The sequence below is a fragment of the Streptomyces sp. NPDC050842 genome, from assembly GCF_044456565.1.
Lineage (GTDB): Bacteria > Actinomycetota > Actinomycetes > Streptomycetales > Streptomycetaceae > Streptomyces.
Genome location: NZ_JBITGA010000010.1, coordinates 269,976 through 285,435 on the forward strand (window position 1 = coordinate 269,976; position 15,460 = coordinate 285,435).

At 68.8% G+C, this 15,460-nt stretch carries 5 protein-coding genes; 4 read left to right on the forward strand and 1 reads right to left on the reverse strand.

Going from position 1 to position 15,460, the window contains the following annotated elements; translation table 11 throughout:
* On the reverse strand, positions 1 to 966 hold the full coding sequence (locus ACIBG6_RS30980) for a serine/threonine-protein kinase (RefSeq protein ID WP_399226003.1): 966 nt from the start codon (positions 964 to 966) through the stop codon (positions 1 to 3).
* A gap of 238 nt (positions 967 to 1,204) precedes the next feature.
* Here ACIBG6_RS30980 and ACIBG6_RS30985 point away from each other — a divergent pair, with 238 nt between their 5' ends.
* The 4 genes from ACIBG6_RS30985 (at position 1,205) to ACIBG6_RS31000 (ending at position 15,436) form a co-directional block, all read left to right on the forward strand.
* A complete protein-coding gene (locus tag ACIBG6_RS30985; RefSeq protein ID WP_399226004.1) occupies positions 1,205 to 6,436 on the forward strand; it encodes a DEAD/DEAH box helicase in 5,232 nt (1,743 codons plus the stop codon).
* 67 nt (positions 6,437 to 6,503) lie between these two features.
* Entirely contained in the window at positions 6,504 to 9,551 is a 3,048-nt protein-coding gene (locus ACIBG6_RS30990) for a helicase-related protein (protein ID WP_399226005.1), read from the forward strand.
* The gene (locus ACIBG6_RS30995; RefSeq protein ID WP_399226006.1) at positions 9,548 to 13,702 is read left to right on the forward strand and encodes an Eco57I restriction-modification methylase domain-containing protein; all 4,155 of its coding nucleotides are present in this window, start codon (positions 9,548 to 9,550) and stop codon (positions 13,700 to 13,702) included. The genes ACIBG6_RS30990 and ACIBG6_RS30995 overlap by 4 nt, the downstream gene beginning before the upstream one ends.
* A 90-nt stretch (positions 13,703 to 13,792) precedes the next feature.
* Positions 13,793 to 15,436, forward strand: a complete 1,644-nt coding sequence (locus tag ACIBG6_RS31000; RefSeq protein WP_399226007.1) for a hypothetical protein — start codon at positions 13,793 to 13,795, stop codon at positions 15,434 to 15,436.
* Positions 15,437 to 15,460: the final 24 nt, after the last annotated feature.

Below are 15,460 nucleotides of genomic sequence, written 5' to 3' on the forward strand. Positions count from 1 at the left end.
CTACGGCGCCCCGTCCGCCTCCTTGGCCCACTGGCGGACGGGCCGCGCGTCGGGTGCCATGGGGTGCCGGAATGGACGCCGCGGATCGACCTCGGCCCAGGGCACGAGCGCCTGCGTCGGGTCCCCCGTGGCGGGAAGCCACGGGGCGAGCCGCCGGTACACCTCACCGACGTGCGGCGGCCTGGCGGCTGGGTCCTTGGCGAGCAGATCTAGGACCAGGGTCTCGAATTCCTCCGGCACGTCCGGCGCAAGCTCCCGCAGCGGCGTGGGCGCGGCCTCGCTGTGCAGACTGGGCACGAGGAGGGGCGAGTCGTCACTGAACACCGGCTCGCCTGTGACCATTTCGTGCAGCAAGCAGCCGAGCGCGTACAGATCGGTACGCCGGTCCACCGCGGCCCCCTTGACCTGTTCGGGCGCCATGTACTGCCAGGTTCCGAGCCGCTCTCCTGTGGTGGTGAGCTTCGCCGTGCCGGGGTCGAGCACCGCCGCCACCCCGAAGTCGAGGACCTTGACCACGCCGTCGGTGCGGATACGAATGTTCCCGGGCTTCAGGTCACGGTGCACGATGTGGCGTGCGTGGGCGGTGGCGAGAACGGAGCAGATCTGCACGGCGATGGCCGCCGCCTCCTCCACACTCAGCCGCTCCTGTTCGGCGATGTGATCCCCGAGGTCGGTGCCCTGCACGTATTGCATGACGAGATAGTGCGTACCCGCTTCGACGCCCATGTCGTACACGGCGGCGAGTCCGGTGTGATCGAGTCGCGCTACCGCCCGCGCCTCCCGCTCGAAGCGCGCCGCGTCGGCGTCGGCCTGCGCCGGTGTAAGCGAGGGTGAGGGAGTCATGGTCTTCACCGCGACATCACGTTTGAGGTGTTCATCCTGGGCCATCCACACCTGGCCCATCCCGCCACGGCCGAGTGCGCTCTTGATGCGGTAGCGCTTGGCAATGACCGTCCCGATGTCCATACCCCTCCCCCTCCGCACATGCGCCGGCACGCAGGCCCGGCCGCACTCGCGTGATCACCGAGTGTGCCACTGGCGGCCACCGAGCGGAACCAGGCTGACTCGCATTCCCCGACTAGATGTGCGTTGACTGAGTTCACAACTTCTGATGTCATGAGGAGGTCGTCTGATCAAGGTCGACCCGCCTGCCTCAACCAGTACGGTGGCGAAACGCGGGTCAACGGGGAGCGAGTGAGGTTCTGTGGACGTCTTCAAGGTGCACCAGCAGTTGATCACGGACTATCAGGAATTCACTTCGGGTTCGGTCGTCATCAAGAACGACAAGATCAGGTCCGGTGTCGCCGACACCTTGAAGGCCGGCGCTCAATGGCCCGATCCCTGGCTGTCCCTCAATCCGAGCTTCGCCTCCGGTGGCACGGTCACCGAGCTGTCCCGTGAAGGCGGGCTCCTGCACCCCGAGTGCGACTTGATCTTCCGGACAGGTAAGAAGGAAGACTCCTTCGAGGGTCGTCCGGTCACCTTCCACCAGCACCAGCGTGACGCGATCGAGGCCGCCCGCTCCGGCGAGTCGTACGTGCTGACCACAGGCACCGGGTCCGGCAAGAGCATGGGCTACATCGTCCCCATCGTCGACCGAGTACTGCGCGGTCGCGAAGAGGGCGCGACCGGGGTGCAGGCGATCATCGTGTACCCGATGAACGCCCTGGCCAACAGCCAGAAGCTGGAACTGCAGAAGTTCCTGAGCCACGGCTACGGCGAGGGCCACGAGCCCGTGACCTTCGCCCGCTACACGGGCCAGGAGGACGAGGCCGAGCGCGCGAGGATCATGGACAACCCGCCGGACATCCTGCTCACCAATTACGTGATGCTGGAACTGATGCTCACCCGCCCCCGTGAACGCAAGGGACTCATCCGGGCAGCCAAGGGCCTGAAGTTCCTGGTCCTCGACGAACTCCACACCTACCGGGGCCGGCAGGGCGCGGACGTCGCCCTGCTGGTGCGCCGGGTGCGTGACGCCTGCCAGGCCCCGGCCCTACAGTGCGTCGGCACCTCCGCCACCATGGCATCCGGCGGCACCCTCGCCGACCAGCGGCGCGCGGTCGCCGAGGTGGCCACCACCCTGTTCGACACCACGGTCTCCCCGGACCGGGTGGTGGGAGAAACCCTCGTGCGGGCCACCGTCGCCGACGTCGCGTCGGACGAATTGCTGGCGGCTCGCGTGCACGACAACAAGCCGTCGACCGATCACACGGAGCTTGCCTCCGACCCGCTCGCCGCCTGGATCGAAACCGAGTTCGGCCTGCACACCCTGCGTGGCGGAGCCGACGACGGCCGGCTCGTACGGGCCCGGCCCACCACTGTGGAACGCGCCGCCAAGAAGCTGTCCGACCGTACCCTCCAGCCGTACGAGGGATGTCTGACCGCCATCCGCGACACACTGCGGGCCGGCTCCCAGGCCAAGGACCCCGTCACGGGGCGGCCCTTGTTCGCCTTCCGGTTGCACCAGTTCCTCTCCAAGGGCGACACGGTGTACGTCTCCCTGGAAGACGAGGACACCCGTCACATCGGCCGCAGCTACCAGCAGCGGGTGCCCGGCCACCAGGACAAGGTCCTCCTCCCTCTGTCGTTCTGCCGCGAGTGCGGCCAGGAGTACCTGGCGGTGGCCCGAGAGTCTCGCGCCGACGGCAGCACGTTCTTCCGCGACCGCCGGGAGGGCGACGAGGACAACGGCTACCTCTACATCAGCTCGCTCTTCCCTTGGCCCGAGCAGTCCGGCAAGGCGATCGACGACCAGCGCTTCCCGGACAGCTGGCTGGCTCCCGACCCCAAGACCGGCGTGCCCTCCCTGATCGCCAGCCGCACCAAGCGCGCCCCGCAGCCCGTCTGGGTCACCGCCGACGGCCGGGCCGTGGACCGCGGACAGGGCCTGTACGCAGCGTTCCTGCCGATGCCGTTCATGTTCTGCGTCAGCGACGACTGCGGGGTCAGCTACGAGTCGGTGCGCGGCAGCGACTTCGGCAAGCTGCTCACTCTCGAACAGGAGGGCCGCTCCTCGGCCACCTCCATGATCAGCGCGAGCATCGTGCGCAGTCTGAAATCCGTGCCCGAGACGGAACTGGGCGCGGACGCACGCAAGTTGCTCACCTTCGTCGACAACCGGCAGGACGCCAGCCTGCAAGCCGGGCACTTCAACGACTTCGTCCAGGTGACCCAGTTGCGCGGAGCCCTGTACCGAGCGATGAGCGAGGCGCCGGACGGGCTGAGCCATGAGCAGGTCGCCGAGCGGGTCGTCCACCATCTCGGGCTGGCGCCCGCCGAGTACTCGGCCAACCCGCGCGAACTCACGAGTCAGGCCGCCCGTACCCTGCGCGCGCTGCGCGAGGTCGTCGCGTACCGCCTTTACCTGGACCTCGAACGCGGCTGGCGGATCACCATGCCCAACCTGGAGCAGACGGGCCTGCTCCGCATCGACTACGCGGACATGGACGAACTCTGCGTGCGTGACGACCTCTGGGAGCAGGCGGCGGGACCGCTGCGCGGCGCCTTCCCGGAAAAGCGCGCCGAACTGTGCCGGATCCTGCTGGACGAGCTGCGCCGGGTGCGTGCCATCGACGTGCCGTACTTTACGGTCGCCGGCTTCGACGAGATGCGCAAGCTCTCGCAGCTGCTGGTGGACCCGTGGGGGCTGGCCGAGACCGAGCGCACCCCTCCGCCCACCGGCATCGCCTTCCCGCGCGCCGGACGCCCCGGGCGCGCGCGCGGTGAGTTGACGCTGACCGGCCGCGGCGGCTTCGGCCGGTTCCTGCGCCGGGTGGGCCAGTTCCCCGGCTGGGGTCATGAGATCGGGCTGGACGAATCACAGCAGATCATTCGCGACATGCTGATCGTGCTCAGCGACGCCGGGCTGCTCACCGAGGCGGTGGACGCCCGGGACGGCGGCGGCTTCCCCGGGTACCGCATCAACTCGACGACGTTCGTCTGGACCGCGAGGGACGACGAGTTCGGAGCACCTGACCGGTTGCGCCGCACGTTCGGCAAGGACGCCGGTCCACGGGCCAACCCCTTCTTCAAGAAGTTGTACAAGGAGGTATCCGCCACCTTCGCCGGGATGATCGCCCGTGAGCACACCGCTCAGGTCCCGGCCCGGGTACGCGAGGAGCGGGAGGACGACTTCCGCAAGGGCGTGCCGCTGCCGCTGCTGTACTGCTCCCCCACGATGGAGCTGGGTGTCGACATCGCGAGCCTCAACGCGGTCGGCCTGCGCAATGTGCCGCCCACGCCGGCGAATTACGCACAGCGCAGCGGCCGCGCGGGCCGATCGGGGCAGCCCGCGTTGGTCACCACGTACTGCGCGACCGGCAACAGCCACGACCAGTACTACTTCAAGCGCTCGGACGAGATGGTGTCGGGGTCGGTCGCGGCTCCTCGCCTCGACCTCGCCAACGAGGACCTCATCCGTTCCCATGTGCACGCCCTCTGGCTGGCCGAGACCGGGCTGCCGCTGGGGCGCAGCATTCCCGAGCTGCTGGACGCCGACGGTGACGAGCCGTCCCTCCGGCTGCTGCCGACGGTCATCGAGCAGACCGGCGACGCGGGGGCCAAGCGACGTGCCCTGCGACGGGCCACCGCGGTCCTCGGGCACGCCGTGAAGGACTTCGAGGAGACCGCCTGGTGGGACGCGCACTGGCTGGAGCGGCAGGTCGAAGACGCGCCGAAGGCCTTCGACCGGGCGCTCGGCCGGTGGCGGACTCTGTACGAGAAGGCACTCCAGGAACGGGCCGTACAGCACAAGCGCATTCTCGACCACACCCTGAACCGGGACGCTTCCGAGCAGGCCAAGCGGCGCCGCGCCCAGGCGGAGACACAGCTGAAGCTGCTGAAGAACGAGGAGCGCGGCTCCGGCACGGTGCTCTCCGACTTCACCCCGTACCGCTACTTCGCCTCCGAGGGGTTCCTGCCCGGCTACTCCTTCCCCCGACTTCCGCTGGCCGCCTTCATCCCGGGCACCGGACGCACTTCGCGCGGCGGGCGTGACGGTGACTTCCTCCAGCGCTCCCGCTTCATCGCGATCCGCGAGTTCGGCCCCGGCGCGCTGATCTACCACGAGGGCAGCCGCTACCAGGTGGACCGTATCCAGCTGCCCACCGATTCCACCGGCGACCTCAACACCGACGAGGCCGCGCGCTGCGGGCACTGCGGCTATCTGCATCTGCCCGAGGACCGCCGGGACGTCTGCCTGGTGTGCAACCAGGAGCTCGGTCCCAAGCGGCTCGGGCTGCTGCAACTGCACACGGTCTTCACCAAGCGCCGCGACCGGATCTCCTCGGACGAGGAGGAGCGACTGCGCGCCGGCTACGCCGTGGAGGTCTCGTACGCCTTCGCCGGTGATGCGGAGCGGCTGCGCCAGCTGACCGCCGAGGTCGCCGATCCCGCTGGAGAGCTCGCCACCCTCGCGTACGGCGACAGCGCCACCGTCCGGCTGACCAATCTCGGCTACCGGCGCAGCGTCCGCAACCACGAGTACGGTTTCTGGCTCGACACCGTCGAGGGCCGCTGGCTGGACGCGAAGAAGGGCGCCGACAAACCGGGCCGCGAGACCAGCGAGGAGCAGGACGGCCTCGACAAGGCGGAGGACGTGCCGCGCAAACAGCGCGTCATCCCCTACGTCCAGGACAGCCGCAACATCCTGGTGCTGAAGCTCGCCGAGAGCGTCCCCGAGCAGGTGGCCGTCACCCTGCAGTACGCCCTGGAGCGCGGCATCGAGGCCACCTTCCAGCTGGAGGACTCCGAGCTGGACAGCGAGCAGTTGCCGCCGGAAGACGGTCCGCGCGACCGGATCCTGTTCTACGAGAGCGCGGAGGGCGGAGCGGGCGTGCTGCGCCGCCTCCAGGCCGAGCCGGACGCCTTGCGCCGTGCCGCCGCCAAGGCGCTGGAGATCGCCCACTTCGAGCCGGACGGCACGGATGCGAGCGCCGGCGGCGACCGCTGCGAACTGGGCTGCTACGACTGCCTGCTGTCGTTCGGCAACCAGCGGGTCCACAACCTGATCGACCGCCATCAGGTAAGGGACCTACTGCTGCGCTTCGCATCGGCCGATGCGGTCTCAGCCCACCCTGACGCAACCCGCGACGAGCACGCGGCCAAGCTGATGGAGGGCGCGGACTCGGAGCTGGAGAAGGGCCTCGTCGGATTCCTCAAGGCACGCGGCCACCAGCTCCCCGACGCGGAACAGACCCTGGTGACCAGCGCCCATGCCCAGCCGGACTTCGTCTACCGGCTGAAGAACGGACCGGTGGCGGTCTTCGTGGACGGTCCGCACCACGACGACGCGCACCAGGCCACCCGCGACGAGGAGGCCGAGGAGCGCCTCTACGACGTCGGCTGGGACGTGATCCGGTTCCGGTACGACGACGACTGGGCCGAGATCGTGGCCCGCCACCCGGGTGTCTTCGGCCCCGGCCGCAGCTCCTGACCTCGACCGCTCCACGCCCCGGCACAATGAACAGCGCACCCGCCCCATGTGTGATGGAAGGTCCCTCATGACGACGCATGCCCCCGCCGCCACCGGACTCGGCCGGGCCGGCACCCCGCACTATGCGGTGGGCTCCCTGGTCCACGCCCGCGGCAGGGAGTGGGTCGTCCTGCCCGGGTCCACCTCCGAGCTGCTGGTGCTGCGTCCGCTGGGCGGCTCGGCCGACGATGTGGCCGGGGTGCTGCCCGCCCTGGAGACCGTGCGCCCGGCGAGCTTCGCCCCGCCGAGCCCGGACGACATCGGCGACCAGTCGGCGGCCCGGCTGCTGCGCAGCGCCCTGCGCATCGGCTTCCGCTCCTCCGCGGGCCCGTTCCGCTCACTGGCCGGGATCTCCGTGGAGCCTCGTCCGTACCAGCTGGTCCCCCTGCTGATGGCGCTCCGCCAGGAAACTGTGCGGCTGCTGATCGCGGACGACGTCGGCATCGGCAAGACCGTGGAGTCGGGCCTGATCGCCGCCGAGCTACTGGCCCAGGGCGAGGCCCGCGGCCTGGTGGTGCTGTGCAGCCCGGCGCTGGCGGAGCAGTGGCGGGGCGAGCTGCGCGGCAAGTTCGGCATCGACGCGGAACTGGTGCTGGCGTCGACGATCGGACGGCTGGAACGGGCGCAGCTGTACGGGCGCTCGGTGTTCCGCCCAGACCGCAACTACGTCGTCTCCACCGACTTCATCAAGTCTCCCCGCCACAGGGACGACTTCGTCAAGAACTGCCCCGACCTGGTGATCGTCGACGAGGCCCACACCTGTGTCTCCGACACCACGACCGGTGTGGGCAAGCGCCAGCGTCAGCTCCGCTACGAACTCCTGCGCCGCCTCGCAGACGACCCCACCCGGCATCTGCTGCTGGTGACCGCGACCCCCCACAGCGGCAAAGAAGAGCCTTTCCGTAATCTGCTGGGCCTGCTGGACCCGAAGCTGGAGTCCATCAGCCTGGATCGTGAGACGGGCCGCAAGGAACTGGCCCGCTACCTCGTGCAGCGCCGCCGGGCCGACATCCGGGACGACTTCCGCGACGACGCGATCTTCCCCCGCGACCGCGAATCCCTTGAGGTCTCCTACGCCCTCCACGAGGACTACCGGAAGCTGGTGGAGCGGGTCATCTCCTACGCCCGCGAGACCGTACGCGATTCCTCCGGCGGCCTGCAGCAGCGCATCCGCTGGTGGTCGGCACTGGCCCTGCTGCGCTCGCTGGCCTCCTCACCGCTCGCCGCCGCGCAGACCCTGCGTACCCGCGCGGCGAACCTGGACGCGGTCAGCGAGGAGGAGGCCGATGCGATCGGCCGGGCGGCGGTGATGGACGCGGCCGGCGACGAGACGATGGAGTCGGCTGACGCGGTACCTGGCGCTCTGCTCACCGCGCCCGTTCCCGAGGACGACAAGAGCCTCTCCGACGAGGACCTTTCCGACGCCGACGCGGACGGCAGCGAGAAGTCCGCCCGCCGCCGCCTGCTCGCCATGGCCCGGCAGGCCCAGGCGCTGGCCGGCCCGAAGGACGCCAAACTCGCCCAGCTGACGAAAACGGTCAAGGGGCTGCTGAAGGACGGCTACAACCCGATCGTCTTCTGCCGGTTCATCCCCACCGCCGAGTACGTCGCCGACCATCTGAACGCCGTCCTCAACCCCAAGCGCGGCCAGAAGACCCACGCCGTCGAGGCCATCACTGGCACGCTCTCCCCCGACCAGCGCATCGCCCGCATCGCCGCGCTCACCGCCGAGGACCCGGACGGCAACCCGCCCCCGCCGCGCCGGGTCCTGGTCGCCACCGACTGCCTGTCCGAAGGTGTCAACCTCCAGGACAGCTTCGACGCGGTCCTCCACTACGACCTGGCCTGGAACCCCACCCGCCACGAACAGCGCGAGGGGCGCGTGGACCGGTTCGGCCAGCGCACCGACGTGGTGCGCGCGGTGACCCTGTACGGGGCGGACAACGGCATCGACGGCATCGTGCTGGACGTCCTACTCCGCAAGCACGCCCGGATCCGCAAGGCCACCGGGGTCTCCGTCCCCGTGCCCGACGAGTCCGACAACGTCATGCAGGCCGTGCTGGAAGGCCTGCTGCTGCGCGGCGAGGGCATCCAGGGCGACCAGCTCGCACTCGACTTCGGCACCGATTCGGGCCTCACCGGGCAGCGCGACGACCTGCACGCAAAGTGGCAGAGCGCGGCCGACCGGGAGAAGGCGTCCCGCTCCCGCTACGCCCAGCACTCGGTCAAGAAGGAGGACGTGGCGCGCGAGGTGGCCGAGGTGCGAGCCGCGCTCGGATCGGGAGAGGAGGTAGGGGAGTTCACCCGCGCCGCACTCCTCGCCCTGCGCGGCCAGGACGGCCCGCTGCCCGGTGAGCCGAACGGCTTCACCATGAGCACGGAGGGCCTGCCGCTGGCCGTGAAGGACGCCTTCCACACAGTGCTGGGTCCCAAGCACCCTCGCCCGGTGCCCTTCCACGACACTCCGGTCGCCCCGCGCGGAGAGGTGGCCCTGAGCCGTACCGACCCGGCGGTCGCCGCCCTCGCCCAGTTCGTGCTGGACGCGGCGCTCGACCCGAAGCTGCCCGGCTGGGAACGTCCGGCCCGCCGCTGCGGGGTCGTCCGCACGAACGCGGTGAAGAAACGGACCACCCTGCTGCTGGTCCGCTACCGCTTCCAGCTCGCGCTGCCGACCCGCACCGGGGAGACCCGTGACCAGATCGCGGAGGACGCCCGCCTACTCGCCTTCCGGGGCTCCCCGGCGCACCCCGAGTGGCTGAGCGAGGAGGAGTCCGCTGAACTGCTGCACGCGCGTGCCACCGGCAATACTGACCCGGACCGGGCCACTGCGCACGCCGACCGGATCATCTCCGGCCTCGACAGGATCAACGGCGCACTGGTCGCACGCGGCACCGAACTCGCCGAACGACTCCTGGATTCCCACCGCCGGGTGCGCGGCGCGGTGGGCGCGGCCCGCCGCGGCCTGAAGGTCACGCCCCAGGACCGGCCCGATGTCCTGGGCGTGTACGTATACCTGCCGGACGACGATGCCGAGACGGCCGCCCCGGCCGAGACCACTGAGGGTGCCCGCCGATGAGCCTCGCCAAGACCGCCGTCACCCCGTCCGTCGTCACGGTCGGCGGCCTGCTGCCGGCCGACATGCTGACCCGGATCTCCGACGGCAAAGAGCTGGTCGGCTCCAAGCCGGCCGACTACCGCCTCTTCGGCCCGCGCGACACGGTCCGTGACGCCGCCGAACGTTCCTGGTCCGCACTGCGCGGCAACTGGACCGCTCTCCAGGACGCCCTGGAGAAGGAGGGCGCCCATGACAACGCGGGCGTCCAGGCGACCGGAATCACGCGCCGCTTCTGGCTGCTGCCACTCTTCGAGGAACTGAAGTTCGGCCACCTGCCGGGCGTCGCCGCGGGCGGGCTGCCGTCCGTGGACGGCGAGAAGCACTTCCCGGTCAGCCACGCCCGGGAGCATGTCCCGGTCCATCTGCTGGGCTGGAACACCGCGCTGGACACCCGGACACAGGGTGTCACCGCGTCGGCGCCGCAGTCGATGATGCAGGAGTACCTCAACCGCAGCGGCCCCGGCACGCTCTGGGGCGTGCTGACCAACGGCCGGGTCCTGCGGCTGCTGCGCGACTCCAGCTCCCTGGTGGGCGCGTCGTACGTCGAGTTCGACCTCCAGGCCATCTTCGACGGCGACCGGTTCTCCGACTTCCAGCTGCTGTGGCGGCTGCTGCACCAGTCCCGCTTCGACGTCCAGGGCGGGGAGGGAAGCGAAGAGGCACCGAAACCGGCGAACTGCTGGCTGGAGCAGTGGCGTACAGAGGCGGTCGCCAGTGGGACGCGGGCACTGGAGCAGCTGCGCGAGGGCGTGGAGCGCGCACTCGTCACCCTGGGCACCGGCTTCATGAAGAACCCCGCCAACCGTGAACTCCGCGAGCTCCTCCACCAGCGCGAGGTGACCGTCGAGCAGCTGCACCGCGCCCTGCTGCGCCTCGCGTACCGCCTGCTCTTCCTGTTCGTCGCGGAGGACCGCGACGTCTTGATCCCGGCCGACACCGATCCGGACGCCCGTGACCGCTACGAGCGGTATTTCTCCTCCGCGAAGCTGCGCCGTCTGGCCGGCCGGAGGCGCGGCGGCCCGCACGGCGACCAGTGGCAGGCGCTGCGGCTGGTCCTGGACGGCCTGGGCCGGGAGGGCGGACTGCCACAGCTCGGTCTGCCGGCACTGGGCGGTCTGTTCGAGGAAACGGATACGGACCGAGTCCTGAACGACTGGGAGCTGTCCAACGAGAAGCTGTTCTCCGCGATCAGGTCGCTGTCGGTGGTCGACGACAAGAAGCTGGGCCGCCCCCGCCCGGTCGACTACCGCCACCTGGGCGCGGAGGAACTCGGCTCCATCTACGAGTCCCTGCTGGAGCTTGTCCCCCGGCGCGGCGACGACGACTCGTTCGTGCTGCGGACCCTGGCGGGCAACGAGCGCAAGACCACGGGTTCGTACTACACCCCCTCCTCGCTGATCGAGTCCCTGCTGGACTCGGCCCTCGACCCGGTGATAGACGAAGCGGTCAAGTCCGGTACGACCCGCGAGGAGCAGGAGGCGGCGCTGCTGGCCGTGACGGTCTGCGACCCGGCGTGCGGCTCGGGCCACTTCCTGGTGGCGGCGGCCCGCCGCGTCGCCAAGCGGCTGGCGGCGGTGCGTACGGACGACCCGGAGCCGCCGGTCGAGGAGGTCCGGCACGCGCTGCGGGATGTGATCGGGCGCTGCATCTACGGCGTCGACCTGAACCCGATGGCCGTGGAACTGGCGAAGGTCTCGCTGTGGATCGAGGCACTGGACCCGGGCAAGCCCCTGACGTTCCTAGACGCGCACATCCGGCACGGCAACGGGCTGCTGGGCACGACGCCGAAGCTGCTGGCGGGCGGGCTGCCGGACGAGGCGTTCAAGCCGATCGAGGGCGACGACAGGAAGTGGGTCTCGGCGCTCAAGAAGCGCAACAAGGAGGAGCGGGCGGCCTGGCTGGCGAACCTCAAGCACGGGGTGATGCAGGGCGAACTCTTCGGGGACGTACCGCTTCGCGCCTCCAACTCGGGCCTGGCGCGTAAGACGTCCGGCATCAGCGCGGCCCCGTCCGACACCCTGGAAGCAGTCCACGAGCAGCGCGACCGCTACGCCGAACTGACCACCTCCCCTGAGTACATCAAGGCACGTGAACTGGCCGACGCATGGTGCGCGGCGTTCGTCTGGACAAAAGCCCCTGGCGCGGTCTCCGCGATCACGACGAGGTCGCTGCTCGACCTGAGCGATGGCGCGACGGTGGTGGCGGACGGTGTGACCGACGAGATCGTGCGCCTCCAGGAGGCGTTCGACTTCTTCCACTGGCACTTGGAGTTCCCCGAGATCTTCCGTGTGCCGGACGGGGAGGGCACGGAGTCTCTGGATGAGCGCACCGGGTGGGCCGGTGGGTTCTCGTGCATGCTGGGCAACCCTCCGTGGGAGCGGGTCAAGCTCCAGGAGCAGGAGTTCTTCGCCCAGCGCAGCGAGGGCATCGCAAAGGCCGCGAACAAAGCGGCCCGTGAGCGTCTCATCACGGCTCTGGCCACAAGCGAGGAGCCAGCCGAGCGCGAGCTAGCGGAGGATTTCGCCGCCGCCAAACGGCTGGCCGAGGGCACGAGCCACCTGCTGCGGGACTCGGGCCGCTTCCCGCTGGCCGGCGCAGGCGATGTGAACACGTACGCGGTGTTCGCCGAGAACGCCTCGCACGCGGTCGCCCCGCTCGGACGCCTCGGCCTGGTCCTGCCGACGGGCATCGCCACGGACGCCACGACGGCGCCGTTCTTCTCCGACCTCGTACGCACGTCACGCCTGGCAGCCTTCCTGGACTTCGAGAACGAGGCCTTCATCCTCAGCCGGGACGTTCACCACTCGGTCCGGTTCTGCCTGCTCACGGTGGGCGGCCGGGATGTGCGCGTACGGGAGGCTTCGTTCGCCTTCGGTACGCGGTACATGGAAGACCTGCCGGAGCGGCGGTTCGCGATGCCGCCGGAGGAGATTCTGCTCGTGAACCCCAACACAGGCACCCTGCCGGTGTTCCGCTCCCGCCGCGATGCGGAGATCACCCTCGGAATCTACCGCCGGGTCCCGGTCCTGATCAGGGAGGGCGACCCAAACGGCAATCCCTGGGGCCTGTCGTTCATGACGATGTTCCACATGTCTAACGACTCCCATCTGTTCCGCACCCACCAGCAGCTGACGGATGACAACTGGGAGCTCAAGGGCAACGTCTTCGAGCGCGGCGGGCAGCGGTACCTCCCGCTGTACGAGGCGAAGATGCTTCACCACTTCGACCACCGGCTGGGCACGTACGAGGGCCAGACTGAGGCACAGGCCAACATGGGGACGCTGCCGCGTCTGACGCCGGAGCAGCACGACGACCCGGACTTCATGCCGATGCCGAGGTACTGGGTGCCGGAGTGCGACGTGCCGACAGAGAAACGGGACAAGAAGGGTAACGTCATCCATGAGATGGGCGTCGCCTCGCGGCTCAGCGACCGGAATTGGCCACACCGCTGGCTACTCGGCTGGCGCAACATCGCACGCTCTTCGGACGAGCGAACGATGATTAGCTCAACGCCGCCCTATGTTGGGATTGGCCACAGCAACCCTCTCATTTTTCCCCGCCAAGCGGATTTTGCTCCAGTTATCCACGCAATCTTCTCTTCTCATATCTTCGACTACGTGATTCGACAGAAGATTGCAGGAACCAACCTGACGTTCGGCTACCTGTATCAACTTCCGGTGCCGCGCCCGGAGGAACTGGACACCGGGAGCCGAGACACCCAGTCGAACCAATGGACATGGGTCGCAAATCGCACAATTGAGCTCATCTACACGGCCTATGACTTGGCGGCGTTCGCTAAGGATCAAGGATTCTCTGGCCCCCCGTTCAGATGGGACAACGACCGCCGTGCCCTTCTTCGCGCTGAGCTCGACGCCGCCTTCTTCCACCTCTACGGCATCACCCGCGGCGACGTCGACCACGTGATGGAAACGTTCCCGATCGTCAAACGGAAAGACATCACCGCCTACGGCACCTACCGCACCAAGGACCTCATCCTCGACGTCTACGACCGCATGGCCGAGGCCCAGAAGAGCGGCACCGCATACCAGACCATCCTCGACCCGCCCCCCGGCCGAGGACCCCGCCACCCCGTCAGGACCAACTCCACCTGACTCCGCAACCAACACGGCCCGCCATCCGTCCTCCGGATGGCGGGCCGTTGCACCGCGTCCCGCCCCGCTCCGAGCTCACCCGGGAAGCCCATGGAACCTCGCAGCTACCGCATGGTCATATCGACCACGCAGGATTACGTCGCCACCTCCGCCAACGCCGAGCGCCAGCTGTACGACTGGCTAGCCGACAAGCGTTACGACACATCCGCCCTCGACGAGGGCCGCAACGAAATCGGGCCCAACGTAACGCTGGACCACGACGCCGCTTCGGGCCGGGACGGCGCTTACACCCGATGGCGGTTGCGCGAGACCAGGCCCGGCAACGAGGGCACCTGGCAGTCCAGCCTGGTCGTCCGCGCCGACCATCGTGAAGACGACCGCCGGACATGGCTCCAGGTCGACATCGAGCACCGGCCCGCCTCCGCCGAGCTTCAGCCCAAGCGCGCCAACACACCCAACCTCGCCAAGCTCCTGCTCAACTCGCTCGATGCCCAGGACGGCATGGCAGCGGTCGACGCATCGCTTGCTTTCATCGAGCCGGACGATGTAGACGAGGTCATCGAGGAGCTGTGCGACGAAGATCGCCGCCTGCCGATCGTCGTCGCGACCATTCCGTATGGCCAGGACACCGCTGCCTGGACCGAAGGTGTCATCGAGAAGGCCTTCGCTTTCCTTCCCGGACTCGCGATCCTGTACGTGCTCACGCCCGAGGCGCAGTCGGCGTTCAACAGGGCGTTGGAATACCACCCGGTCTTCCTCGGCGGTATCCGCACCTACCTCCCGGGCATCGATCTTGCCTGGAAGCCCGACGCTCATCGTCACCCTGTGATGTCCCGGTCCACCGTCGAGGCGAACCCGCGGCGGGCTGCTTCCCTGCTCGCTTCACTACCCCAGCGCCTAGCCTTGCGCCAGCCCCTGCCCGCCGCACTCGATACCCTCCCGATTCAGCGCACCCGCCCTCGCCCTGCAACCCAGGGTTCGGAGGTCGAAAAGCTCCGAGCCGAGAATCAGACGCTCATCTCTATGCTCACCGAGGCTGAGCAGACGGAGACGGCGCATGCAGACGAGATCAGCGACCTGCGCAGCGAGCTGAAGGGGACTTCGGATCGCGAGTACGAGCTGATCCGCGAGAACGACGACCTGGATACTGAACTGCGTCGAGCGCGACGTGAGGTACGCGCCCTCCAAATTCGCCTGGAGCAGGCCGGACAGTACGAACTGGCTCATTCCCCCGCCGATGAACCCGCCAACCATCCGACTTCCTTTGAAGAGCTTCTCGGCAGGATGGCGGAGCTACCGGACCTGGTGTTCACGGGGAACGCAAAGATCACCAGCGAGCTGGACGACCAGTCCGTAGGCAACTGGGTCGAAACGGCCTGGGACGCGCTGCTGGCCCTGCAGGACTTTGCTGCGGCATCGGCCGACGGAACCGCTGGTGGCGACTTCCGCTCCTGGTGTACCAAGCCGCCGACCGGCGTATATCCCTTCTCGGCCGGCAAGGTGAAGATGAAGGAGTCGGACTCGGTGGGCAACCGTGGCAGCTGGCGCAAGCAGCGGACCTTCCCGGTTCCTACCGCTGTTGACCCGTCCGGCCAGCTCTACATGGAGGCGCACCTACGCATCGGCGGCGGCAACACCGTCGCACCCCGCCTCTACTTCTACGACGACGGCCCGAACACGGGCCGCGTGTACGTGGGCTATATCGGCCCGCATCTCACGAATACCCGTACCTGACTGGTCCGTAGTCGGCTGCCCCCG